Genomic DNA, 20,444 nt, shown 5'->3' on the forward strand with positions numbered 1-20,444 from the left:
CCGGCGGTGCCGCCAGACATCACGGCTTCACGTAGCGCCCGAGGAACAGGAGCTGCCGCGTGGGCACATGCTCGATGGTGAAGATGAAGGGCCGGTTCACGTGGACCGTCTCGGGGTCCGACGCGGGCGCCGTGCCCACCGCCGTGGCGGCGCTGGCTTCCGTGCCGCGCTCGTTCACGGACACGTAGGCCCTGTGGCTCACGGAGGACAGCAGCAACCGCTCGGAAGAGAGCCCCGAGAAGTCCGCGTTGGACGTGAAGGCATCCGTCATCCCCAGGGACTTCAGCACCGGGACGAGGTCGGGCGTGGAGTCAATCTTGAAACGGGGCAGCCGGATGTCGAGGTGCCGCGACTCAAGTCCGGCGCGGAGCTGCGTGAGGAACCCTGGAGACAGCCGCGCCTCGACCTCCGCGAAGCGGCCTTGCTCCGGGACGACAATCAGCATGCGGTACTCGTCGTGGCGATAACCCAGGGTGACGGCTTCGAAGCCGTCGCCTCGCAGGTACTGCCCCTTGCCGCCGCGCATCGTCGGCACGGAGTGGCTCGTTCCGTCCAAGGCCGTGAAGGGCTGGTCCTGGGTGCCATTCGCCAGGAAGGGCGTTGACCAGGACCCGTGGAAGAAGAGCACGTTGACGAGCATGAGACGCGTGGCGTTCGTCACGGTGCCTTCATTCAGGAGGTTCTGGATGCGGCCACCGGTCCGGGTCTCGATCCACTGATTGATTTCCTCGCGGGCACGGGAGGTCTGGCCCTGGAAGTCCATCAGGTGCACGCCGCTGTCGTAGTCGTGGGCGAGCGTGTCCAGGAAGGCGGGATGGAGGGGCGTGCCCTGCTGCGCCCAGGCCGAGTTCATGGAGTGGAAGGCCGGCGCGGTGCCGGAGCCGGAGGTCGGCGCGGAGGCGTCGGTGATGACGAAGTCCGCCAGCTCCCGCATCGCCAGGTGATGCCGCTCTTGAGGGAGCGTGAAGTTCAGCGCCTGGGCCATCTGGGCCTCGGTTTGTCCCCGGGCGCCCGCGTAGAGCATGGAGAAGGCGGACGAGACGCTGTAGGGCGAGAAGAAGAGGTTCTCCGTTCCGGAGATGCTGCGCTGATAGAGGGCGAAGGCGAGCTGGGTGTTGCCGCTGGCGACTTCCTGGAACTCCAGCGCGGTGGCGACGCGCTCCGGGTCGCGCGGCGTCGTGGAGCGAGCGACCTCGCCCGGGGCTTCCACGTGGGGAAACTCCTCCGGTGGCAGGCAGGCGGCGAAGTTCCCGAGCGGGACCGAACGGCAAGGCGTGGGATCGGACGGGCCGCTTTCACAGCCGGAGAGGAGCAGGACAGCGGCGCAGCGGGAGAGGATGCCAATGCGGGGGATGGTCATGGAGACTCCTGGGCGGCTTGAACGCGGCGCGTGTCAAAGCAAGACGCGTGCTTGGATTCTGGTGAGTGAATCTCAAGGTTTGCCGCACCCGCCATGCCTCGTTCTCTCAGAAATCCGAGGTTGGCCGTTACCGGCGCGGCACCGCGCCGTATCCAGGCCCTGGCCCGGCGTCTAGGATGCGCCGCCATGGGAATGGTCATCTTTGGCGCCCTGGCCCTGGCGGTCGTGGGCGGGGGCATGCTCGGAGCGATTGCGCTGCTCATTCACTTCTTCGCGAACCGCAAGGGGTACGGCTCGTGGAAGTCGTATCTCATCATCTCCGCGGTCGTGACGCTGGTCGTGGGCGTGTCGGCCGTGATGTGGATGTTCAGCTCAGACGACGTGCCCGGTGCACCCACCGCCGATGAGTACAACCGCTGGATCTTCGGCGCCGCGTTGTTGGGGGGCTCTCCCGGGGTGGGCCTGTTGGCGGGGCTGCTGTCCCTGCTGAAGGGGCGCGAGCCCGCGTCTCCCGCGGCTCCCGTTGGCGGGCAGCCCTGATGCGCCTCCCGCTCATCGTCATGGGGTTGTCCGCGGCCCTGTCGCTGGGCTGCGGCGGTGATTCACCGAAGCCAGGCACGGACTCGCGGGAGGACGCGGGGACCGGCGCGCCCGATGGCGGCGGCGTGGCCACCAAGAGCGTGAAGCGGGGACTGGCCTTCGACCTCGCGACGCCGGAGGACATGGCGGCCGTCGCCCCGGGCGTGAGCTGGTGGTACAACTGGAGCCCCACGCCGCATCCGGGCGTGCCCTCGGACTTCGAGACCCGCTACGGCATGGACTTCATCCCCATGCTCTGGAACGGGAACTTCGACGCGGACCGCATCGAGTCCATCCTCCGGGCGAATCCCCGCATCCAGTACCTGCTGCTCCTCAACGAGCCCAACCTCACGGACCAGGCCAACATGTCGCCCCAGGCCGCGGCGGCGCTGTGGCCTCGGTATGAGCGCGTCGCGCAGAACACCGGCGTCAAGCTGGTGGGGCCCGCGATGAACTGGGGCACGATGGCGGGCTACGGAGACCCCGTGGTCTGGCTGGACGCGTTCTATGCCGCGTACCGCGCCGCGAATGGCAATCGAGATCCCCGCATCGATTACCTCGGGTTCCATTGGTACGACTACGGCTTGGACTACCACCTGAACCGGCTCACGAAGTACGGCAAGCCGTTCTGGGTCACCGAGTTCGCCAACTGCCACAGTCAGCCGGACGGCGCGCAGATTGATTCGGTCGCCAAGCAGCGGGTGCAGATGACGGAGATGGTGGCGGTCTGCGAGCGTCGCGCCGACGTGTTCCGCTATGCGTGGTTCACCGGGCGTTGGACGAACGACCCGTGCTTCGCGAGCCTGTTGGGCGCCGCGGGCACACTGACGGAGCTGGGTGAACACTACCTGTCGCTGCCCGCGGGGGGCGCACCGTAACCGCCAGCGGGAGTTGCCGGACGCCCACCCTGGGGACAGAGTGGGCGCCACGATGACTGAAGCACCTGACGCGTTCCTGCTGTCGATTTTCCAGAAGTCGGGCATCTCCCTGGGCTCGGTGGCAGAGGCCTGGGAGCGCTCCGAGCACCTCTATCCCTTGTTGGGCTGGCTGACGGCGAGCTTCCCCGCGCCCTCGGCCTTCGACATCTGCGCTGAGTGGCTTCGGCGGTGCGCGGAGCGCATCGACGGAGGGGCACCTGTCGCGGCGCTGTTCGCGCGAGCCCGCGATGAAGGCCCGCGTCAGGCGCACGTCGTCGCCGGGGCGCTGGGAGATGTTCGCAATCAATCCATCCTGGATGGGAAGCCCGCCGTGGCCGCCTTCGCGGACGGGGCCAGCGACCTGTGTGAGGTCTGGGCCGCCGTGACGACGAACGAGGCGGACGCGGAGACCGAGGCCTGGGCGCGGGCAAAGTCCGCCTCGGCCGCGATGGTGACGGCGCTCCTGGCGCAGCGGGGGCAGGACGCGCAGGCCAAGGCCGCGGCGCGCGTCGAGCTCACCGGGCTGTTGCGGCTCGCGCGGGCAACGGTGGCTTCGCGCTGAGTGCTGGAAGGGGCCCGTGGGCCTCCCGTGCCGTCAACCGGGCGGCGTGGCGGTCATCCCGCCGGACCGGTTCTCCTGGCGCGGAAAGCCTCTAGCTTGAGTGCGCCGAACCGTGGATGCCCACATCGGATGCCCCCCACCGGCCGTGTCGCGCCTGCCAGGTCAGACGCGGACGGCCGTTTCCGCACGCAAGCCCAATGACACGAACTGCTTCGTTCCACCCGGAAGATGCCGCGACGCCGGCGGCCGTACTGCACCCGTTGCGAGACTTCGCCGAGAAGCTCGGACGGGAGTTGCGCCTCGAGGACCTCCGCACCGGCGCGTGGCACGCCCGGCTGGTGACCGCCTTCGTGCGACACCATGAGGCGCGGCAGGCCGCCGCTGGCGCGGGGGCCCGTACGCTCCGGCCCTCCGACACGAAGGCCATCATCCGCCGCGCCTGCAAGGAGGCGGCACTGGTGGGCGCGAGCGCCGCGGGGGTCTCCACCAGCGCGACTGTCTTCACCGTGGACACGGGCTTCCTGGGTGCCCTCGTGGCCGTGCCCGTGGCGGGCGCCGCCATCGGCCTGGACACGATGTTGCGCTCGCTCATCCAGGCGCGGATGACGTGTGACGTGGCGTCCGCGTTTGGCGTGCGCATCGACCCGGATGACCCGTGGGACTTCCTCCATCTGCACGCGCTCACCGCGAGCGCCGGGTCGCATGGCGCCAAGGAGGGCGCGGAGCGGGTGGGCGACATGTTGATGGCGGACCCGGACGAGATGGAGCGGAAGCTCGGCAACCTGCTGCTGGGGGAGAGCGTGCTGCGCAACATCGTGCCGTTCGTGGGTGTCGCCACGTCGTCGGTGACGAGCTGGCGCCACACCCGCCGGTTTGGAGAGGCCGCGGTGGAGTACGTGCGCTACCGCCGTGCGCTGGATGACGCCTTCTCCACCGTGCGGGCCCTGGACGCCCGGTGCGTGGAGCTGCTCATCGAGGGCGCCTGGTTCCTGTTCAACGCGGATGGCGCGTTGCGCGCGGAAGAGGCCGTCATGCTGGCGCACCTGCTGCGCAACAGTCCGTCCGCGGCGCGCAAGCGGGTGCTGGAGCGCCTGGTGGAGGACGACACCTCGTGGCAGTCGCGGCTGGTCGAGGTGCCCGAGTCGGCGCGCGACGCCTTCCTGCACGCGCTGGAGGTGGTCGCCGCCGTGGACCTGACCACGTCGACCGCCGAGTGGCAGTTGCTGCGGCAGGCGGCCAGCGCGCTTCACCGTCCGCTGCGGCGCGAGCGGGTGCAGTCCCTGGTGAAGCAGCTTCGCGCCAACGGCATCGTGGCCGTGGCCCGCGCGGACGGGGCCTCGCCGCGCGATGAGCGGATGCCTCCGGCCCGGGAGCTGGGGCTGGGCGTGGACTCGCAGATGATGCCGGGGGCCGTATGAAGACGGCGGTCGCCTTCCTGGCGGGCGTGGCCACGGGGTGGATGGCACGCAGCACCGTGGACACCTCGCGCGGCGCCGTCGTCTCCGTGGCGACGGCCGCGTTCGACCTCATGGGGTGGACGCGGCGGCTCATCGCGACCGAGCGCGAGTACCTCTCCGACCTCATCGCCGAGGCCCGCTCGCGTGCCGACAGCCATCAGGCGCCGCGCCGGCGGCCGGCGGATGCCAGCGCCCGTCCGATGGAGAACGGCCGGGAGGGACACGCATGAGGCTCGACCCGGACTCGGGAACGATCGAGGGGCAGTGGCTGCTGCTCGTCCACCACTCCCCGGGCCGGCTCCGGGTGCGCGCGGACTGCTTCCGGGATGCCTCGGAGCTGGCGGACCGCGTGCGCGGCGAGCTGGGGGAGACGCAAGGCGTGTTCAGCACGACGCATGCGCCGCTCACGGGCAGCCTGCTCATCGAATACAGCCCGGATGCCGCCGACGTGGAGTCGCTCCTCGCGGCCATCGTCGACTCCGCGGGTCTGGACGGCATCGTGGATGCGAAGGCCCTGTCGCATTCGCGCAAGGCACCGGCCGAGCACATCGTGGATGGCGTCCGGCGGTTGAACGGACTGGCCCGTGAGCTGACCGGCGCGGGCCTGTACGAGTTGATTCCCGCCGTGTTGACGGTGACGGGCATCTACTCGCTGGTGGCCAATCCGTCCCAGAAGGGGTTGCTGCCCCGCTGGGACAACGCCTTGTACTGGGCCTACAGCGTGTTTCGCGACGGCGTCCGCGAAGAGGAGCGGGAGGAAGACGTCGCGCGCGTCAGTGGGGCCGTGGCCTTCCGGCCCAGGCCTCACGTGTAAGGCACGGGCCCTGGCGCGCGGCGCCGCCGGGCCTGGGAGCGGACACAGCGCGGTCATCTTGGAGGGCGGTTCATGCGGGCGGAGGTCGAGTTCCTCAGTGGCATCGCGCGAGGCTGGCGGGGCCGGGCGCAGGACGTCCTGGATGGCAACGAGGTCCAGGTCCGCACATCGGGGCGGCCCGCGCTCGTTCACGTGTCCGCCGTGTCCCCGGGCCGGTTGCTCATCCGGGGCGCGTCGGAGGACACGGAGACGCTGCGCAAGCTGCTCGACTGGCTCGATACCCGCCCCGAGGTCCAGGTGGCCACGTGTCAGCGCGCCACGGGGCTGGTCAAGGTGCACTACCGCGACACCTCGCGCTTCCCGGGGGCCTTCGCGCTGAAGGTGCGGGACTTCGCCTTCACGCTGCACCAACGGGCGCCCAGGCCTTTCCAGGTGGAGGTGTCGCACGCGCTGCCGGAGCGCGTGCGCCTGCACGTTCGCGGACTGGAGGATGACGACATCCTGAAGCTGGCGGCCTGGGCGGCCACGCAGGTGGGGGTCCACAAGGCGAGCGCCTCGCCCGCCATCCACTCGTTGGTGGTGACGTTCGACCCGGAGGTGCTCAACGCGAATCAGCTTGTGGCGGCCGTGCGGATGAGCGAGCCGTCCACCTGGCCCGCGGCGCCCGCGCCCCCCAAGCGCGAGTGGGTGGCCACGGCCTTCAACTCGGCCGTGCTCGCCGCGTGTGTCGTGCGGGCGGCGCCCGTGCCCGTCTTGGCCGCGGGGGTCGCGGTGACGGGGCTGCCGCTGGCGCAGCGTGCCTTCGAATCCGTCGCGGCGCGGCGCATCACCGTGGACCTGCTCGACCTGGCGGCGGTGGGGGTGTCGCTGGCCACGGGGCAGGTGCAGACGGCCGCGCTCATCACCTGGCTGCTGGGCATTGGCGACCTGCTGATTGAGCGCAGCGCGGACCGGGCGCGCTCCGCCATCTCCCGGCTGATGCGGCTGGAGGTGCTGAACGCCTGGCGAATCCGCGCAGGCGGCGACGTGGAGCAGGTGCGGGCGGACCGGCTCAAGGAGGGGGACCTCATCGTCGTGCACTCCGGCGAGAGCGTGCCGGCCGATGGCACGGTGGAGTCCGGCACGGCCTGGGTGGACGAGAAGGCCCTGACGGGGGAGTCGGAGCCCCGCGTGCGCGAGGCGGGAGACCGGGTGCTGGCGGCGTCGGTGGTGGGGGAGGGCAGCCTGCGGGTGCGGGTGCTGCGCGCGGGCGTGGAGACCACGGCGTCCAAGATTCTCCACATCCTCGAAGGCGCGGGCGCCAAGCCCATGACGTTGCAGGCGCGGGTGGACAAGGTGGCCAACAGCATGGTGTTGCCGACCTTCGGCCTCGCTGGCGCCACGTGGCTGTGGACGCGTGAGGCGGCGCGGCCCATCAGCATCCTCATCACCGACTTTGGAACGGGCGTCCGGATTGTCGTGCCCGCGAGCGCCCTGGTGGCGATGACGCTTGCGGCGCGGCAGGGCATCCTCATCAAGGGCGCGCAGTACCTGGAGCGGCTGGCCCAGGCGGACACGGTGGTGTTCGACAAGACGGGCACCCTGACGCTGGGCGTCCCCGAGGTGGTGGACGTCATCCCTGCGGAAGGCTGGTCCGTGCAGGACGTCGTGTCCCTGAGCGCCGCGGCGGAGCTGCGCCAATCCCACCCGGTGGCGGAGGCGGTGCGGCGGCACGCCCAGGTGGTGGGCGTCCAGGTGCCCCAACCCGACGCGGGGATGGAGGAGTTCGTCCTGGGGCGTGGTGTCTGCGCCAAGGTAAACGGGCGCCGCGTGTGTGTGGGCAGCGTGCGCTGGATTCAGCATCAAGGGGTGGACCCGGCGAAGGCCCGCGCGGTGCTGGTCCGGCCCGTGGACGACCGGGCCTCCGTGTTGTGGGTGACGGTGGATGGCCAACCCGCGGGGTGCATCGTCTACGTGGAGACGCTGCGGCCGGAGAGCGCCCGGGTGGTCCAGGCCCTGAAGGAGAACGGGCGCAGGCGCATCATCCTGCTCTCCGGCGACACGCCGGCCCGCGTGGCGGAGGTGGCGAGCCGGTTGGGCGTGGACGAAGCCATCGCGGAGCTCCTCCCCGAGGACAAGGCGGCGCACGTCCGTTCGCTCCGGCGTCAGGGCCGCATCGTCGCCATGGTGGGGGACGGCATCAATGACGCGCCCGCGCTGGCGCTGGCCGATGTCGGCATCTCGCTGCGCGGCGCCACGGATGTGGCCCTGGAGACCGCGGATGTGGTGCTGCTGCGGGGGAACCTGGATGACCTGCTGGTGGCCTTCGCCGCGGGCGAGGACACGCTGACCCGCGTGCGCAGGGGCCTGGGGCTGGTGCTGGTGCCCAATGCCGTGGCCATGGTGCTCGCGGCGTTGGGTTTGCTGCCCCCGCCGCCGCGGCCATGGTGAACAACGGCTCCACGGTGGCTGCGGGCTTCGTCGCGCTGGCCCCGCTGTTCCGTCAGGCCCGCGCGGTCCGCCGTGAGGATGCGGCGGTGGCCGCGAGTCACTGACGCATTCCGCGAGCAGGGGATGCCTGCTCGCGGAGCGCCTCTCAGGTGCACTACGGCGTGGTGTCGAGGCTCTTCAGGAACTCCACCACGTCTGTCCGCTGCGCCGCGTCCGCGACGTAGAAGGCATGCGGCGCGGCGGGCCCGCGGCTCGGGTCGAGCAACGAGTCCAGCGTGGCCACCGAGCTGTCGTGGAGGAAGTTGGGCTTGCGCGCCAGGTCCAGCAGCAGCGGCATGGCGCTGCCTCGCGGCTGGCCGCGGCGGCTGGCGTCCACAATCACCGTCTTGTCGTCGAAGATGGTGGAGACGTCATTCTGGATGGGGTCGAAGGCCATGGGCCGGAAGGGGAGCTGGACCGGCCGCTCCGCCAGGACGACGGGCATGTAGTCCGCCAGGAGCTGGTTGATGGGCACGATGAAGCTGGGCACGCGCCGGCCCTGGTCCACGTTGTGGCACTGGACGCAGCTCCCCGTGCGGAACACCTCCTTGCCGCGCATGGCGGCAGCGGCGTCGAAGCCCGTGGCCATGGGGGCCTGCAGGCTGTCGGTGTACGCGTTGAGGTCCCGGAGCTTCTGCTCGTCCACGCGGCGGCCCACCGGGGTCGCCTCCTCGCCGGGCATCCCCATGGTGGAGGCCGTCACATAGGGGAAGCCTTCGCCCACCTGACCTCCAGGGCCGATGACGCCCGTCTCCTGGAGAATCTGGAGGTAGTCGTCCGCCATCTCCTTGCCCGCGGCCTCCCCCGCGAGCGCCATGAGGAAACTCCGGCCGCCTTCCGTCACCAGGCTCGTGGGGTCCAGCAGCACCGTGTAGACGAGGTTGTTGAAGTTATCGAGCCTGGCGATGTCCCCGGGCGTGCCGAAGGGCGCGGACAGGTCCGTGCGGAAGAAGGGGGCGATGTGCTGCGGCGCTCCCGTGCCATCCGGCGCGTCGTCGAACGTGCCGACGGGGTAGTAGTTCGGATTGCTCAGGTAGGCGTCGACCTCTTCCTCGGTGGAGGCCTCCGTCAGCCCCATCTCCGGGGCGCGCGGCCAATGGAGGTGTCCCCGTTGGCCGTCAGCTTCACCTGGGTCAGCGGGTAGTAGGCCCTCGAGTTCGCCGCGATCGCGAGGATGGCGCCGACATTGAGCGTGTGCGGCGTGGGCCCGTCGATGCGCTTGCCCACCGAGCCGCCGTCGGGGACGGCGAGCACGCTGCCATCGGTGATGGCGTGACAGAGGGCACAGGACACACCCACCTGGTCACCGGTGGCCACGTCCAGCACGCCGTCACCATTGGTGTCCTTGACCACCACGCCGATTACCGCGTTGGCATTCAGGAGCTTCAGCGTCGTCTCGGGGTCGTTGAGCAGCGGTCCGTCGGTGCCGTGCGCCGCCAGCTCCGCGGCCACGGCCTGCTGCGTGGCGGTGTCGAGCGCCTCCACGTCCACGCTCAGGCCCGCCATCAACGCCTGCTTGGGCGTGAGCCTCTGGGCGACGATGCCTTCGGGCAACCGCATGGCGTTCGTCCAGAAGCCTTCGTTCCCGAAGGTCTCGAAGCGGAAGACCTCCTTGCCGGAGGCCGGATCTCCGACTTCGTGCGGGAAGTCCGGCCCCTGGTCCGCGGGGCCGTCCGAGCCTTGCGTCCCGGCGTCGGAGCCCGCGTCCATGTCATCACCAGCGTCCGTGCCCGCATCTGTTCCCGCGTCGACGTTCGGCGGGGGAGCAGGTGGGTTTTCATCATCGCTACAGCCGGAGAACGCGACCAGGCAGGCGCAGAGCGCACCTGCCGTCCAGCGCCGGCGAGAGCGGACAGCATAGGGCTTCAAGGGAGGCCATCCTTTCAATGCATGACGTCAACGGGTGTGCGAGTGCACACGCCGCGGGATGTCTATGCATGCCCCTCCCCGATGGAGTTCACCTGCCCCTGTCGCGGTCAAGATGGGTCTCGTTTCGGACAGGCGAGCGCCGAGGAATTGCCTCGGCTGTCCGTTCCAAGAAACGGACGGAGTCCGAAGTGCCGGGTCAGGGCCGGGGCTTCACGTCGGTGTTCTGGCCCGCGAGGATTCGCCACTGGCCGTCCACGGCCTTCATCACGTAGCGCATCTGCGTGCGCAGCACGCCGGGCTCGGTGTTCTGGACGCCGGGCGGCAGGCCGGGGTGTCCCGTCACCTCGTGCGTCGTGTCGACAATGGCGAGGCCATCCTGGATGAAGGTGACCTTCCGCACGGTGACCTGGCTCTGGCTGCCCTTGAAGAGGGTCTCGAAGATGCCCGCGTGGCGCTGTTGGATTTCGTCGCGGCCCTCGAAGACGGTGCCCACGATGTTGATGAACGCGGCATCCGTCGCGAAGTCCTTGGACCAGGCCGCGGCGTCCTGCCGGTTCCAGGCCTCCGTCTGGTCGCTCACGAGCTGGAGGATGGCGGCTTCACCCGGCGGCGCGCTGGTGGTGGCACACGCGGAGGCCAGCAGCAGGCTGGAGGCCAGGAGCGGAAGGACGGCGAGGCGGTAGCGCACGGTAGGGCCTGCTTTCAGGAAAAGCCGGTTGTTATGGCGAACCCCATAACACGGCCGGCTTCGCCTGAAAGCGACCCGGTACGGCTCAGGCGTCAGGCTTCGTGTGCTCCGCGCCCTTGCGCATCTTCTCCCGGAGGCTGAGCCTCGAGCTCCACATCGCGGGTGTCACCACCACGATGAGCAAGGTCAACCCCAAGGTTCCCAGCAACAGCTCCCAGAACATGTCCACGTCACGACTCCGTCGTCATTGATTCGAGAAAACAGCGCGTTCGGATGGGCTCGACGCGGTCGGCTCAAATCAGCAACGTGCGGATGCGAAGGTAGACAGGGGGGCCCTGGCCTTGGGGACCTCCCAGCGCGCGAAGGCGGGCAGGGGCCGGGGCGCCGTGGGAGGACTGGGCAGCCAGACGGCTGGCACCAGGGCATGCGGGGCGTGGATGAGGGGCGCGTGGCTGGCGGAGCCCGCCTCGGTGGGCGCGGGCAGGTTCCAGTGAGGCGCGTCACAGCAGTGCGCATGCAGAACGGGCTCGCCGCGCGAGGCCGCCTCGGAATGCACCGCCCCATGCGGGCACTTGCAGACGCTGGACTTCCGCTGGACCTGCTTCTCGCAGTAGTGCCCCAAGCCGCCGGCACCGCTGGCGACGGTTTGCCAGAGGAGCAGCAGCGCGAGCGCGAGGAGTCGCGAAAGCCCAGACATGGTGGGCTTTCTATATGCCGACGGACGGGCCGCCGCAATGCGCCCCGGGCGGCGTCCTGGCGGGCCGCCGCGCGGGAGCGGTTCGCCTTACGGGCGCGATTCGCCGCGCTCACCGCCCCGGCGCCGGGGGTCTGGCCTCAGGCCTTGGCCTTTTCGCCGCGCTCGCCGCCGACCTTGATGCGCTTGGGCTGGTCCTCGGTCTTCTTGGGGATGCGGAGGTTGAGGACGCCGTTCTTGAAGTCCGCCTGCACGTCGTCGGTGTTCACGCCACGGGGCAGGGTGAAGGTGCGGTTGAACGAGCCGTAGTTGCGCTCGTAGGTGTAGAAGCGGTCGCCTTCCTCGCGCCGCTCCTCCTCTCGCTTGCCGCTGATGGTGAGCCGGTTCTCCGCGAGCGTGATTTCGAGGTCCTTCTCCTCCACGCCGGGGATGTCCCCCTTGAAGATGAAGGCGTCCTTCGTCTCCTTCACCTCGAAGTCAGGGGCGAACTCACTTTCGCCGCTTCCCGGGCGGGTGAGCATCCGGCCCAAATCGAAGCCCAGCAGGTCTTGCATGCGCTCGAAGGGGTCCCAGCCGCGTTGGGGGCCCAGTCCGCCTCCGCCTCTGCGGGCAGGTAGGTCAGCCATGATTGTGTCTCCTTTCGCGCGTGACGGGTGTCACGCCGAGGGTCCGACACTCACGGTAGGGAGGCGCTGGCGCGAGGTGAGGCACCGGGCAGTGCTCCGGTGTCTCGCCTCGCTCGGGGGTTCACCGCTCCGGCGTCGTCACGCGCCTTCGGCGTACAGTCGGCGGTGGTCGCGAATCTCCGTCAGGCGGAAGGCGCCTGGCGCCGGGGCCACGGCCTCGGGCGCGTCCGAGGGGAGCTTCATCAGCCGCTCGTACTCCTCGATGGAGATGCGCTCGCGCTTCGCCAACACCGTGTCCAGGTCCGCCTTGGCCATCCGCTCGGCGGCCTTCTCGCCCACGGTGCCGGAGTAGAACTCCGCCGCGCAGCCGCTGCCGTAGGACAGCAGGCCCATGCGCTGTCCCGCGAGCGCACCGGCCTCGCGATGGAGCAGGCCGGCCAGCGCCAGGTAGAGCGACGCCGTGTACACGTTGCCGATGCGCGAGTTCAGCCCCAGGGACGAGGCCACCTGCGCGTCGTAGCTCGCGGCGGACTTCGCCGCCTCTTCCCGCGCCTCGGGCGTCAGGCCCGCGGCGCCGGGGGACTCCTCCAGGTCACAGAGCCGAAGCTGGGTGTGCGCCTTGCGGGCCATCTTGCAGAAGGGCACGTGGTAGGCGATGCGCGCGAGCTGCTCGCCGGGCTGCGTGTCGGACCAGCGAACCAACCCCGCCTCCACCGCCTTCTCGCGCCAGCCGCGGTACGCGCCGGACAGGGCTTCCAGGTAGCAGGTGATGGAGTAGTGCCCATCCACGAGCGCCTCCCGCCGGCCCACCGGCCGCCAGAAGTCATACACGTCCATGGTGCAGACGCCGTTGAGGCCCACGTCGATCGCGAGCAGGTCGGGCTGCTCGGAGACCAGCAGGGCCACCGCGCCGCCACCCTGCGTGGGCTCGCCGGCGGTGTTCAGCCCGTAGCGCGCGATGTCCGAACAGATGACCACGGCCACCTTGCCCGCGCCGGCGCCGGACGCGATCCACTCCACCGCCGCCATCAGTCCGGCGGTGCCGCCGTAGCACGCGTGCTGGGTGTCATATGTCCGCATGGTGCGCGGCAGCTTCAGCAGGCCCTGCACGTGCGAGGCGACCGGCTTCGAGTGGTCGATGCCCGTCTCCGTGCCCACCACCAGCATGCCAATGCGAGACGTGTCCACGTCCTGCTGACGAATCAGGCGCGCGGCCGCGGTGGCCGCCAGCGCCACGGTGTCCTCACCCGGGTCGTTGACCGCCATCTCCTTCGCACCCAGGCCCGCCGTGTACTTCGCCGGGTCCACACCCCGGGCCCGGGCCAGGTCCTCGATGTCCACGTACCGGGACGGCACCGCGACCGCCAACGCTTCGATTCCCACGCGCTTCTTCATCGGAGTCCTCGATTCCTTGTCGTGCTCTGGATTCCAGCCGCCGCTTCGCTCACGCCTCGGGCGGCACCAGCACCAGCCGGCCCGCCACCTCGCGGTTCTCCAGGCGGAAGTGCGCCTTCGCGGCCTCCGCCAGCGGCACCGCGTCCGTCACGAACTGCCGCACGCCGCCGGTGGCCGTCAGGCGCAGGGCCTCGTCCAGCTCCTCCTGCGTGGTGGCATAGGCGCCCAGAATCTCCAGCTCCTTGACGATGACGAGCCCGGGGTTGAGCTGCACCATCCCCGACTCCAGGTTGCCCACCACCACCACGCGTCCACCCGGCGCCATGGCCTTCAGCGTCTGGTCGAAGGTGGCGCTGCCCACGATTTCGACGGCCACGTCCACGCCCGCGCCCTGGGTGCGCTTGCGGACGTCCGACGCGAAGTCCAGGCCGCGCGAGACGATGACCTCGTCCGCGCCCGCCTCCTTGAGCGCCCGCACCTTGGCCTCGCTGGACGTCACCGCGATGACGCGCGCGCCGTCCAGCCGCGCCAACTGCACGGAGGACAGGCCCACGCCGCCGCTGGCGCCGGTGATGAGCACCGTTTCACCCGCGCGGACGCGGCCCCGCGTGCGCACCGTGTGCACCGCCGTGCCCGTGGTGCAGCACACCGTGGCGGCCTCGTTCCAGGGCAGGGACGCGGGCACCCGGCCCAGGCCGCGCACGGGCGCCACCATGAACTGCGCATAGCCGCCTTGCAGCTCCTCGCCGAAGAAGCGGTTGTCCGTCTTGCAGAGGCTGTTGCGGCCAATCTTGCACAGGGCGCATTCGCCGCAGGACATGCGCTGCAACGTCGCCGCGCGGTCGCCCGTCTTCCACCCCGGCGTGTCCGGGCCGACTTCAATCACCTCACCGGCGGCCTCGTGGCCCAGGATGGCGGGCACGCTGGTGCGAGGCAGGTTGCCGCGGCGGTTGATGACGTCGTGGTAGCAGACGCCACAGGCGTGCACGCGGAGCAGGACCTCTCCACGCCCGGGGCGGGGCATGGCGACGGTCTCCATCTTCAGGTTGCCCGCTTCACCAAAGCTGCGCAGAACGACGGCTTTCATCACAGGTCTCCGTGAATCAATCCAAGACAGGAAAGGGATATCGAGACGTCAGGCGCCGACGAGCGCGTCGCGGTAGCCACGGGGGTCGATGGCGCGAATGGCTTCCACGGTGCGCGCATCGGGCAGCGGGGTGACGGGCAGCGTCTCCGGCACCTGGAAGGCGAAGCCGGTGCGCTCGGCGATGGATTCCTCCGTCGCCCAGGGGTGACGCGCGAGCAGCCGCGCTCCACCGGCGCCCAGCTCGAACACGCCCAGGTCGGAGATGAGCGTCACCGGCCGGCGCGGGTCGCGCGTGGTGGCGACCTGGACCGCGGGCACCAGGTTGCGGCGCGACTGCCGGGGCACCAGCAGCACGGGCTTTCGCACCCACTGCCGCAACGTCGCGGCGCCCGCCACGCCCGGGAACTTGGTGCGCGGTTTCTCCAGGCTGCCGCTGGCCGTCATGTTGGTGCTGCCTTCGGCATCGACCTCCGCCGCGCCGAAGAAGACGGTGTCCACCCGCCCGCGCCGCGCATGGTCGAACAGGTCCGGAATGGTGATTTCCGCGGAGCGGCCGTCCAGATAGCCCAGGTCCTCGGAGGAGGGGAGCAGCGTGGGAATCTCCGGGTCCAGCGAGCCCACGCAGGCCAGGTACGTGAGGTCCGGCGCGTGGGTGGCGCGCGCAACCGCGATGGCGAGGATGGCCAGCGGCGATGCCACGCCCGTGGCCACGACTCCGCCGTCGTCAATCTGCCGCGCCAGCAGCGCCACCACGGTCTCCGCCGGGGTGATGTCCAGGGGCGCGCTCATGCCGCCCTCCGCGTCCGCAGCGACTCGAGGAACTCCGCCTCGCGGCCCGTCTCGGCCAGCGACAGGTAATGGGCCAGCATGGCGTCGTCGTGCGGGTACAGCCCGGCGCAGCCGGTGGGCAGCGCGCCGCCGGGGGCCAGCACGATGCGGTCCACCTGGAAGCCAGGCAGCGTGGCGCGAGGCAGCTTCGTCACGCGCTCCTCCACCGTGGCAATCACGCGCTTCGCCGCGCCCGCCACCAGCAGGTCCGTGGTGGGGTCCTCCATGTAGAGGTTGCCGCGCTCGTCCGCGGCGCGCGCGTGAATCAGCGCCACGTCCGGGTAGTACGCGGGCTCCACCGCCACGCGCTGACCGGTGAAGGGGTCCTCCACCGTGGGCGGCGGCTCCGTGCGCGCCAGGTCGGACACCTCCGCGTCCGGCGCGGGGATGAAGGGCAGCCCCATGGACGCCGCGCGCAGCCGCTGGACGACGCGGTAGCCGTCATGTTCGCGCCAGGAGAGGGTGCCTTGCTCCATGGCCCGCTTGAGACAGGGCATGGGGCGCACGCGGCCCTGGAGGCTCAGCGCGCCGAAGGCAATCTCCAGCGTCTCCAGACAGCCGCCCGCCACGAGGAACTCCGCGGGCAAGGGGTTGGGCAGCGAGATGAGGCCGAGCTTCCGCTTGCCCTGGGCGATGAGCTCCAGCACCAGCGCCATGGGCGCGCGGCCGAGCATGAAGCCGCCGGTGGCCAGCGACGCTCCGTCCGGAATGGACGCCACGGCTTCTTCCAACGAACACCAGCGCGCCGTCTTCATGCGTCCTCCGGGTCAGTCCCGGTGGCGGTGGCGGCGGTGCGCGGCACCATGCGCAGCGCGGCGGAGCCCGGAAGGCCCGCGAGGTCCGCGGCCGTGAGGGGCGGGAACAGCATGTCCACCATGCCGTCGGCGATCTGCTCGTCCGTGAGGCGCCCGTCCGGCTTGAACCACTTGTAGATCCACAGCACCATGCCCAGGAACGAGAAGGCGCCCACCGTGGGGTCCACGGGACGGATGAGGCCCTGCTGCGACGCCTGCCCGAAGGCCTCCTCCAGGAAGTCGACGTACTTCTTCTTCCGGGCGTCGATGAAGGCGCGCGCCTCGCCGGTGAGCGTGGCGTGCTCGTGGAGGATGATGATGACCTCCTTGCTCCACCCCCGCGTCACCAGCAGGATGTTGTGGCGCATGCACGCGCGCAGCCGCTCCACCGGATTGGGGATGTCCTGCACGCGCGAGAGGACCTGCTCCTCGAACAAGTCCATCCCGTAATTCATGATGGCGAAGAGCAACTGCTCCTTGTTCTGGATGTGGTGGTAGAGGCCCGCCTTCGTCATGCGGCACGCGGCGGCGATCTCCTGCATCGACGTGCCCTCGTACCCCCGGTCGCAGATGAGCCTCGCCGCCGTTTCCAAGATGGCCCGGTAGCGCTCGCCCTCGTCCGGCTTCCGTCCTCCGGTGTTCGTCACGTGTGCTCCTCTTTCTCGACCTACCGACCGGTAGGTAACAGCGTCCGACGCAGGGTGTCAATCGCCAAAGTCGGCGCCCAGGCACGCGAGCCTCTTGTTTTCCCTGCTATTTCAAGGGGTTGGGTACTCGCCGGCGGTTAGACTCCGCGGCCCATGCGGTACGCGCTCATCCCCATCCTGCTGCTCTGCGCCGCCCTCACGACCGTGGGGGTGGGGGTTTTCACCCTGCTCGAACGCAACCGGGAGGACCAGGCGCGGCAGTTCGCGGTGGAGCGCCAGGCCCAGCTCGATGAGGCCACGCGCGGTGTGGCGGAGACGCTGGAGGACGTGGCCGAGGACCTGCGCTTCGCGGGCGAGTTGATGTCCCAGCCGGGCACGGTCGCCGAGCACCGCCGCGAGCTGCGCGCGTTGCTGGAGGCGGTGGGCCAGTACAAGGTCATCATCGCCTATGACGCCCGGGCCAGGAGTGGCTGCGCATGTTGGACCGGCGCATGGGCAAGCAGGTGGCGCGCGCGCCCGTGCTGGCGCAGATGACGGATGCGGCCCGGCGCGCGCTCGCGCGTCCTCCGGGCGACGTCACCATGTCGCCGCCCGTGGAGGACGGTGGTTCGGATGGGCTGCGCGTCATGGCCACGGCGTTGCCCCTGGATGACTCGGGCCGTCCCGGTGGCGCGGTGGCGGTGCTGGTGGACACCACATCCTTCTTCATGCCGCTGCGCATCGTCACGTCGGACCCGGATGCGCGGCTGCTGCTGTTGGGCGCGTACGGTCAGCCCACTTCCGCGAGCGACGCCACGCTGGTGGATTGGTTCCGGCGGCTGGAGCTGGAGCGCTCGTTGGTGCCGGGCTTCACGGAGTTGATCGCGCGCATGCGCGAGGGCGAACGCGGCGCCTTTCCCCTGCGCGCGGAAGAAGCCGAGCGGCTGGGCCTGGGGCGCTCCGAGGCCATCGCCGTGTTCACGCCCATCCGCGTCCGAGGCGGCAGTCACTGGTCCGCGGCGACGCTGGTGTCCACGGCGACGCTGCGCTCGCATCAGCAGGCGCTCATCTGGCGGCTCCTGGCGGCGGCGTTGCTCGTGGCGCTCTTCCTCGTGACGTTCGCGGTGTACGTGGTGCTGGCGCAGCGCAGGGCGGCGGCGCTCCGGGAGAGCCGGCAGCACGCGGACCAGCTCGCGCACCTTCACGACAAGACGCAGAAGATTCTCGACCACATTCCCTCGGGCGTGCTGGCGCTCACCGCGGACGGGCGCATCAGCGCGGTGAATCAGGTGCTGCGCGCGCGCATGCCGCCCGACGCCATTCATGCGCCGTTGGAGTCCGCCTTTCCCCAGGCGCCGGGGCCGGTGGTGGCGCGGATTCGCGCGCTGGTGGCGGCGGCGGCCAGCGAGTCCCGGGCGCACAGTGTGCTGGGCGAGACGCTGGTTCTCTTTGGCGAGGAGGGCCGGTTCAACCTCCATGCGGTGCCGTTGGAGGCGCGCCACCCGGAGGTTCAGACGCTGCTGGTGGTGGAGGACTTGAGCAACGTGCGCGCCCTGGAGACGCAGCTCCTTCGCGCGGAGAAGCTGGCCACGGTGGGTGTGCTCGCCGCGGGCATCGCGCATGAAATCGGGACGCCGCTGGGGGTGGTGCGCGGACGGGCCGAGTACGTCCTGAGCAAGCTGGGCAAGGAGCACCCGCAGGGGCCCGGCATCGCCGTCATCATCGAACAGATTGACCGGGTGAGCCGCACGCTGCGCCAGCTCCTGGACTTCTCCCGCTTGCAGCCCACCGCGGTTCGCCCGGTGCCCTTGGACGCCATCCTGCGCGACGTCCATGAGCTGCTGCGCGTGGAGGTGGAGCGGCGGCAGATTCACTTGGAGATGGAGGTCCCGGCCTCGCTTCCGCCGTTGGCCGCCGACCCGGACCAGCTCCAGCAGGTGCTGGTGAACCTGGCGCTCAACGCCTGTCATGCCTGCGGCGAGGGCGGCCGGGTGACGCTGTCCGCGTCGATGTCGGAGGGCCCAGGCGTGGAGCCATGGGGCCTGGTCTCGCTGTCCATTCGCGACGACGGCTGCGGCATCCCCCGCGAGCACCTCAATCAGGTCTTCGACCCGTTCTTCACCACGAAGAAGCGGGGCAGGGCACGGGGCTGGGCCTGACGATGGTGGCCCACGTCGTGCGCAACCACGGTGGCCGGTTGGAGCTGGAGAGCGAGGAGGGCCGGGGCACCTGCGTCACCGTGTCGTGGCCCAGCGCGAAGCCCGGTACGGAGGAGCGGTATGTCGGCTAAGGGACGCATCCTGGTGGTGGATGACCACGTGGAGATGGGGCTCATGCTGCGCGAGCCCCTCACGGACGCGGGCTACGGGGTGGACCTGTCCACGGGCGGCGAGGAGGCCATCCGGATGGCGCGCGCGCGGCCCTATGACGCGGTGCTGTGCGACCTGCGGATGGAAGGCGTGGACGGCCTGGACGTGTTGGAGGCCGTGCGCGCGCTCGACGCGGACGTCCCCGTGTTGATGATGACGGCCTTCGGTGGCGTGGAGAGCGCGGTCGAGGCGATGCGGCGCGGCGCCTTTCACTACTTCACCAAGCCCTTCCGGCTGGACGAGGTGCTCGTCTTCCTGGAGCGCGCGCTGAAGGAGCGCCGGCTCCACGCGGAGAACCGGGCCCTGCGGCGGGCCGCCGCCGAGCGCAGCGGACTGGGCGCCCTGGTGGGACGCAGCGCGGCGATGCGTCACCTGTATGAACTCATCGACCGCGTCGCGCACGCCCACGCGGCGGTGTTGCTGCGAGGGCCCAGCGGCACGGGCAAGGAGCTGGTGGCCCGCGCGCTGCACTTCCAGGGGCCGCGCGCCTCCGGGCCCTTCGTGGCCGTCAACTGCACGGCGCTGCCCCATGAGCTGCTGGAGAGCGAGCTCTTCGGACACTTGAAGGGCGCCTTCACCGGGGCGACGCACGCCCGGCGCGGTCTCTTCGTGGAGGCGGACCAAGGCACGCTGTTCCTCGACGAGATTGGCGACATGCCGCTGGAGCTCCAGGCCCGGCTGCTGCGCGTCCTCGAGGACGGCGAGGTGCGCGCGGTGGGCGCGGATGGCAGCCGCACGGTGGACGTGCGGGTCGTCGCCGCCACCCATCAGGATTTGGAAGCGCGGGTGCGCGAGGGGCGCTTTCGCGCGGACCTCTTCTACCGTCTCAATGTCGTCACGCTCCGGCTGCCGCCCTTGTCGGAGCGGTGTGAGGACATCCCCCTGTTGGTGGAGCACTTCATCACCCGCGCCCGCGCCCGCAACCCGCGCGCCTGCATGCAGTCGCTCGCGCCCGAGGCCGTGGCCGTGCTGGCCAACATGCCCTGGCCGGGAAACGTGAGGGAGTTGGAGAACCTGATAGAGCGGCTCGCCGTCATGGTGTCGCGCGAGGTGGTGGGGCTGGAAGACCTGCGCCCACACCTGCCGCCCGAATCACCCGAAGTGCAGCCCTTGGTGATGGCGCAGCACGCCCTGTGGCCGCTGCGGCGGCTGGAGGGCGAGTACATCGCGTGGATGGTGACACGCTGCGGCGGGAACAAGACGCGCGCCGCGGAGGTGCTCGGCATCGATGTGTCGACCATCCACCGACGCGAGCGGGAGCGCGGGTAGGGCGGGCGGGACACCGTGGTAATCCGCCATGCTCGGCTGGC

20 protein-coding genes and 1 pseudogene are annotated in these 20,444 nt (G+C 70.3%); 9 read left to right on the forward strand and 12 right to left on the reverse strand.

Annotated elements, in window-relative coordinates; all coding sequences use genetic code 11:
- Positions 1-19 precede the first annotated feature (19 nt).
- Positions 20-1,360 (reverse strand): serpin family protein, encoded by a 1,341-nt coding sequence (locus A176_RS12565; protein WP_002638586.1) that lies wholly within the window; start codon positions 1,358-1,360, stop codon positions 20-22.
- A gap of 186 nt (positions 1,361-1,546) precedes the next feature.
- On the opposite strand from A176_RS12565, the gene A176_RS12570 reads away from it, so the two are divergent.
- The 7 genes from A176_RS12570 to A176_RS12600 all read left to right on the forward strand — a co-directional run bounded on the left by A176_RS12570 (position 1,547) and on the right by A176_RS12600 (position 8,119).
- Positions 1,547-1,900 (forward strand): hypothetical protein, encoded by a 354-nt coding sequence (locus tag A176_RS12570; RefSeq protein ID WP_002638585.1) that lies wholly within the window; start codon positions 1,547-1,549, stop codon positions 1,898-1,900.
- Positions 1,900-2,817, forward strand: a complete 918-nt coding sequence (locus A176_RS12575; RefSeq protein WP_002638584.1) for a glycoside hydrolase family protein — start codon at positions 1,900-1,902, stop codon at positions 2,815-2,817. The genes A176_RS12570 and A176_RS12575 overlap by 1 nt, the downstream gene beginning before the upstream one ends.
- 52 nt (positions 2,818-2,869) lie before the next feature.
- The gene (locus A176_RS12580) at positions 2,870-3,418 is read left to right on the forward strand and encodes a hypothetical protein (protein WP_044889218.1); all 549 of its coding nucleotides are present in this window, start codon (positions 2,870-2,872) and stop codon (positions 3,416-3,418) included.
- Between the two features lie 197 nt (positions 3,419-3,615).
- Positions 3,616-4,836, forward strand: coding sequence for a hypothetical protein (locus A176_RS12585; RefSeq protein ID WP_002638582.1), 1,221 nt, complete (start codon positions 3,616-3,618; stop codon positions 4,834-4,836).
- On the forward strand, positions 4,833-5,105 hold the full coding sequence (locus A176_RS12590; RefSeq protein WP_002638581.1) for a hypothetical protein: 273 nt from the start codon (positions 4,833-4,835) through the stop codon (positions 5,103-5,105). Before A176_RS12585 ends, A176_RS12590 begins: the two co-directional genes overlap by 4 nt.
- On the forward strand, positions 5,102-5,689 hold the full coding sequence (locus A176_RS12595; protein ID WP_002638580.1) for an HMA2 domain-containing protein: 588 nt from the start codon (positions 5,102-5,104) through the stop codon (positions 5,687-5,689). Before A176_RS12590 ends, A176_RS12595 begins: the two co-directional genes overlap by 4 nt.
- A 72-nt stretch (positions 5,690-5,761) precedes the next feature.
- The gene (locus A176_RS12600) at positions 5,762-8,119 is read left to right on the forward strand and encodes a heavy metal translocating P-type ATPase (protein ID WP_226994293.1); all 2,358 of its coding nucleotides are present in this window, start codon (positions 5,762-5,764) and stop codon (positions 8,117-8,119) included.
- Positions 8,120-8,273: 154 nt separating this feature from the next.
- Here A176_RS12600 and A176_RS12605 read toward each other — a convergent pair whose 3' ends face one another.
- The 11 genes from A176_RS12605 to A176_RS12650 form a co-directional block, all read right to left on the reverse strand.
- Positions 8,274-9,236, reverse strand: a complete 963-nt coding sequence (locus A176_RS12605) for a hypothetical protein (protein ID WP_049872283.1) — start codon at positions 9,234-9,236, stop codon at positions 8,274-8,276.
- Positions 9,227-9,868, reverse strand: a complete 642-nt coding sequence (locus tag A176_RS12610) for a hypothetical protein (RefSeq protein ID WP_049872284.1) — start codon at positions 9,866-9,868, stop codon at positions 9,227-9,229. The genes A176_RS12605 and A176_RS12610 overlap by 10 nt, the downstream gene beginning before the upstream one ends.
- Before the next feature lie 355 nt (positions 9,869-10,223).
- Entirely contained in the window at positions 10,224-10,715 is a 492-nt protein-coding gene (locus tag A176_RS12615) for an SgcJ/EcaC family oxidoreductase (protein WP_002638577.1), read from the reverse strand.
- 85 nt (positions 10,716-10,800) lie between these two features.
- Positions 10,801-10,944, reverse strand: coding sequence for a hypothetical protein (locus tag A176_RS39070; protein WP_002638576.1), 144 nt, complete (start codon positions 10,942-10,944; stop codon positions 10,801-10,803).
- A gap of 69 nt (positions 10,945-11,013) precedes the next feature.
- The gene (locus A176_RS12620; RefSeq protein WP_049872285.1) at positions 11,014-11,412 is read right to left on the reverse strand and encodes a hypothetical protein; all 399 of its coding nucleotides are present in this window, start codon (positions 11,410-11,412) and stop codon (positions 11,014-11,016) included.
- Positions 11,413-11,549: 137 nt separating this feature from the next.
- The gene (locus A176_RS12625) at positions 11,550-12,035 is read right to left on the reverse strand and encodes an Hsp20/alpha crystallin family protein (RefSeq protein WP_044889102.1); all 486 of its coding nucleotides are present in this window, start codon (positions 12,033-12,035) and stop codon (positions 11,550-11,552) included.
- 138 nt (positions 12,036-12,173) lie between these two features.
- The gene (locus tag A176_RS12630) at positions 12,174-13,430 is read right to left on the reverse strand and encodes a hydroxymethylglutaryl-CoA synthase family protein (RefSeq protein ID WP_002638573.1); all 1,257 of its coding nucleotides are present in this window, start codon (positions 13,428-13,430) and stop codon (positions 12,174-12,176) included.
- A gap of 49 nt (positions 13,431-13,479) precedes the next feature.
- On the reverse strand, positions 13,480-14,517 hold the full coding sequence (locus A176_RS12635) for an alcohol dehydrogenase catalytic domain-containing protein (protein WP_002638572.1): 1,038 nt from the start codon (positions 14,515-14,517) through the stop codon (positions 13,480-13,482).
- A gap of 48 nt (positions 14,518-14,565) precedes the next feature.
- On the reverse strand, positions 14,566-15,306 hold the full coding sequence (locus tag A176_RS12640; RefSeq protein WP_021780915.1) for a CoA-transferase subunit beta: 741 nt from the start codon (positions 15,304-15,306) through the stop codon (positions 14,566-14,568).
- A complete protein-coding gene (locus tag A176_RS12645; protein ID WP_002638571.1) occupies positions 15,303-16,100 on the reverse strand; it encodes a CoA transferase subunit A in 798 nt (265 codons plus the stop codon). The genes A176_RS12640 and A176_RS12645 overlap by 4 nt, the downstream gene beginning before the upstream one ends.
- On the reverse strand, positions 16,097-16,786 hold the full coding sequence (locus A176_RS12650; RefSeq protein ID WP_002638570.1) for a TetR/AcrR family transcriptional regulator: 690 nt from the start codon (positions 16,784-16,786) through the stop codon (positions 16,097-16,099). The genes A176_RS12645 and A176_RS12650 overlap by 4 nt, the downstream gene beginning before the upstream one ends.
- A gap of 153 nt (positions 16,787-16,939) precedes the next feature.
- On the opposite strand from A176_RS12650, the pseudogene A176_RS12655 reads away from it, so the two are divergent.
- Together A176_RS12655 and A176_RS12660 are read left to right on the forward strand one after the other, a co-directional pair.
- Positions 16,940-19,055, forward strand: a pseudogene (locus tag A176_RS12655) (two-component system sensor histidine kinase NtrB).
- Positions 19,045-20,403 (forward strand): sigma-54-dependent transcriptional regulator, encoded by a 1,359-nt coding sequence (locus tag A176_RS12660; protein ID WP_002638568.1) that lies wholly within the window; start codon positions 19,045-19,047, stop codon positions 20,401-20,403. Before A176_RS12655 ends, A176_RS12660 begins: the two are co-directional and overlap by 11 nt.
- Positions 20,404-20,444: the final 41 nt, after the last annotated feature.

Origin of the sequence: Myxococcus hansupus, from assembly GCF_000280925.3 — a bacterium.
GTDB lineage: Bacteria > Myxococcota > Myxococcia > Myxococcales > Myxococcaceae > Myxococcus > Myxococcus hansupus.

What these genes read in the sequence shown, in the direction of transcription:
- A176_RS12565 (WP_002638586.1), bottom strand. Translation starts at nt 1,360, where the DNA reads ATGACCATCCCCCGCATTGGCATCCTCTCCCGCTGCGCCGCTGTCCTG.
- A176_RS12570 (WP_002638585.1), top strand. Translation starts at nt 1,547, where the DNA reads ATGGGAATGGTCATCTTTGGCGCCCTGGCCCTGGCGGTCGTGGGCGGG.
- A176_RS12575 (WP_002638584.1), top strand. Translation starts at nt 1,900, where the DNA reads ATGCGCCTCCCGCTCATCGTCATGGGGTTGTCCGCGGCCCTGTCGCTG.
- A176_RS12580 (WP_044889218.1), top strand. Translation starts at nt 2,870, where the DNA reads ATGACTGAAGCACCTGACGCGTTCCTGCTGTCGATTTTCCAGAAGTCG.
- A176_RS12585 (WP_002638582.1), top strand. Translation starts at nt 3,616, where the DNA reads ATGACACGAACTGCTTCGTTCCACCCGGAAGATGCCGCGACGCCGGCG.
- A176_RS12590 (WP_002638581.1), top strand. Translation starts at nt 4,833, where the DNA reads ATGAAGACGGCGGTCGCCTTCCTGGCGGGCGTGGCCACGGGGTGGATG.
- A176_RS12595 (WP_002638580.1), top strand. Translation starts at nt 5,102, where the DNA reads ATGAGGCTCGACCCGGACTCGGGAACGATCGAGGGGCAGTGGCTGCTG.
- A176_RS12600 (WP_226994293.1), top strand. Translation starts at nt 5,762, where the DNA reads ATGCGGGCGGAGGTCGAGTTCCTCAGTGGCATCGCGCGAGGCTGGCGG.
- A176_RS12605 (WP_049872283.1), bottom strand. Translation starts at nt 9,236, where the DNA reads ATGGGGCTGACGGAGGCCTCCACCGAGGAAGAGGTCGACGCCTACCTG.
- A176_RS12610 (WP_049872284.1), bottom strand. Translation starts at nt 9,868, where the DNA reads ATGGACGCGGGCTCCGACGCCGGGACGCAAGGCTCGGACGGCCCCGCG.
- A176_RS12620 (WP_049872285.1), bottom strand. Translation starts at nt 11,412, where the DNA reads ATGTCTGGGCTTTCGCGACTCCTCGCGCTCGCGCTGCTGCTCCTCTGG.
- A176_RS12625 (WP_044889102.1), bottom strand. Translation starts at nt 12,035, where the DNA reads ATGGCTGACCTACCTGCCCGCAGAGGCGGAGGCGGACTGGGCCCCCAA.
- A176_RS12630 (WP_002638573.1), bottom strand. Translation starts at nt 13,430, where the DNA reads ATGAAGAAGCGCGTGGGAATCGAAGCGTTGGCGGTCGCGGTGCCGTCC.
- A176_RS12635 (WP_002638572.1), bottom strand. Translation starts at nt 14,517, where the DNA reads ATGAAAGCCGTCGTTCTGCGCAGCTTTGGTGAAGCGGGCAACCTGAAG.
- A176_RS12640 (WP_021780915.1), bottom strand. Translation starts at nt 15,306, where the DNA reads ATGAGCGCGCCCCTGGACATCACCCCGGCGGAGACCGTGGTGGCGCTG.
- A176_RS12645 (WP_002638571.1), bottom strand. Translation starts at nt 16,100, where the DNA reads ATGAAGACGGCGCGCTGGTGTTCGTTGGAAGAAGCCGTGGCGTCCATT.
- A176_RS12660 (WP_002638568.1), top strand. Translation starts at nt 19,045, where the DNA reads ATGTCGGCTAAGGGACGCATCCTGGTGGTGGATGACCACGTGGAGATG.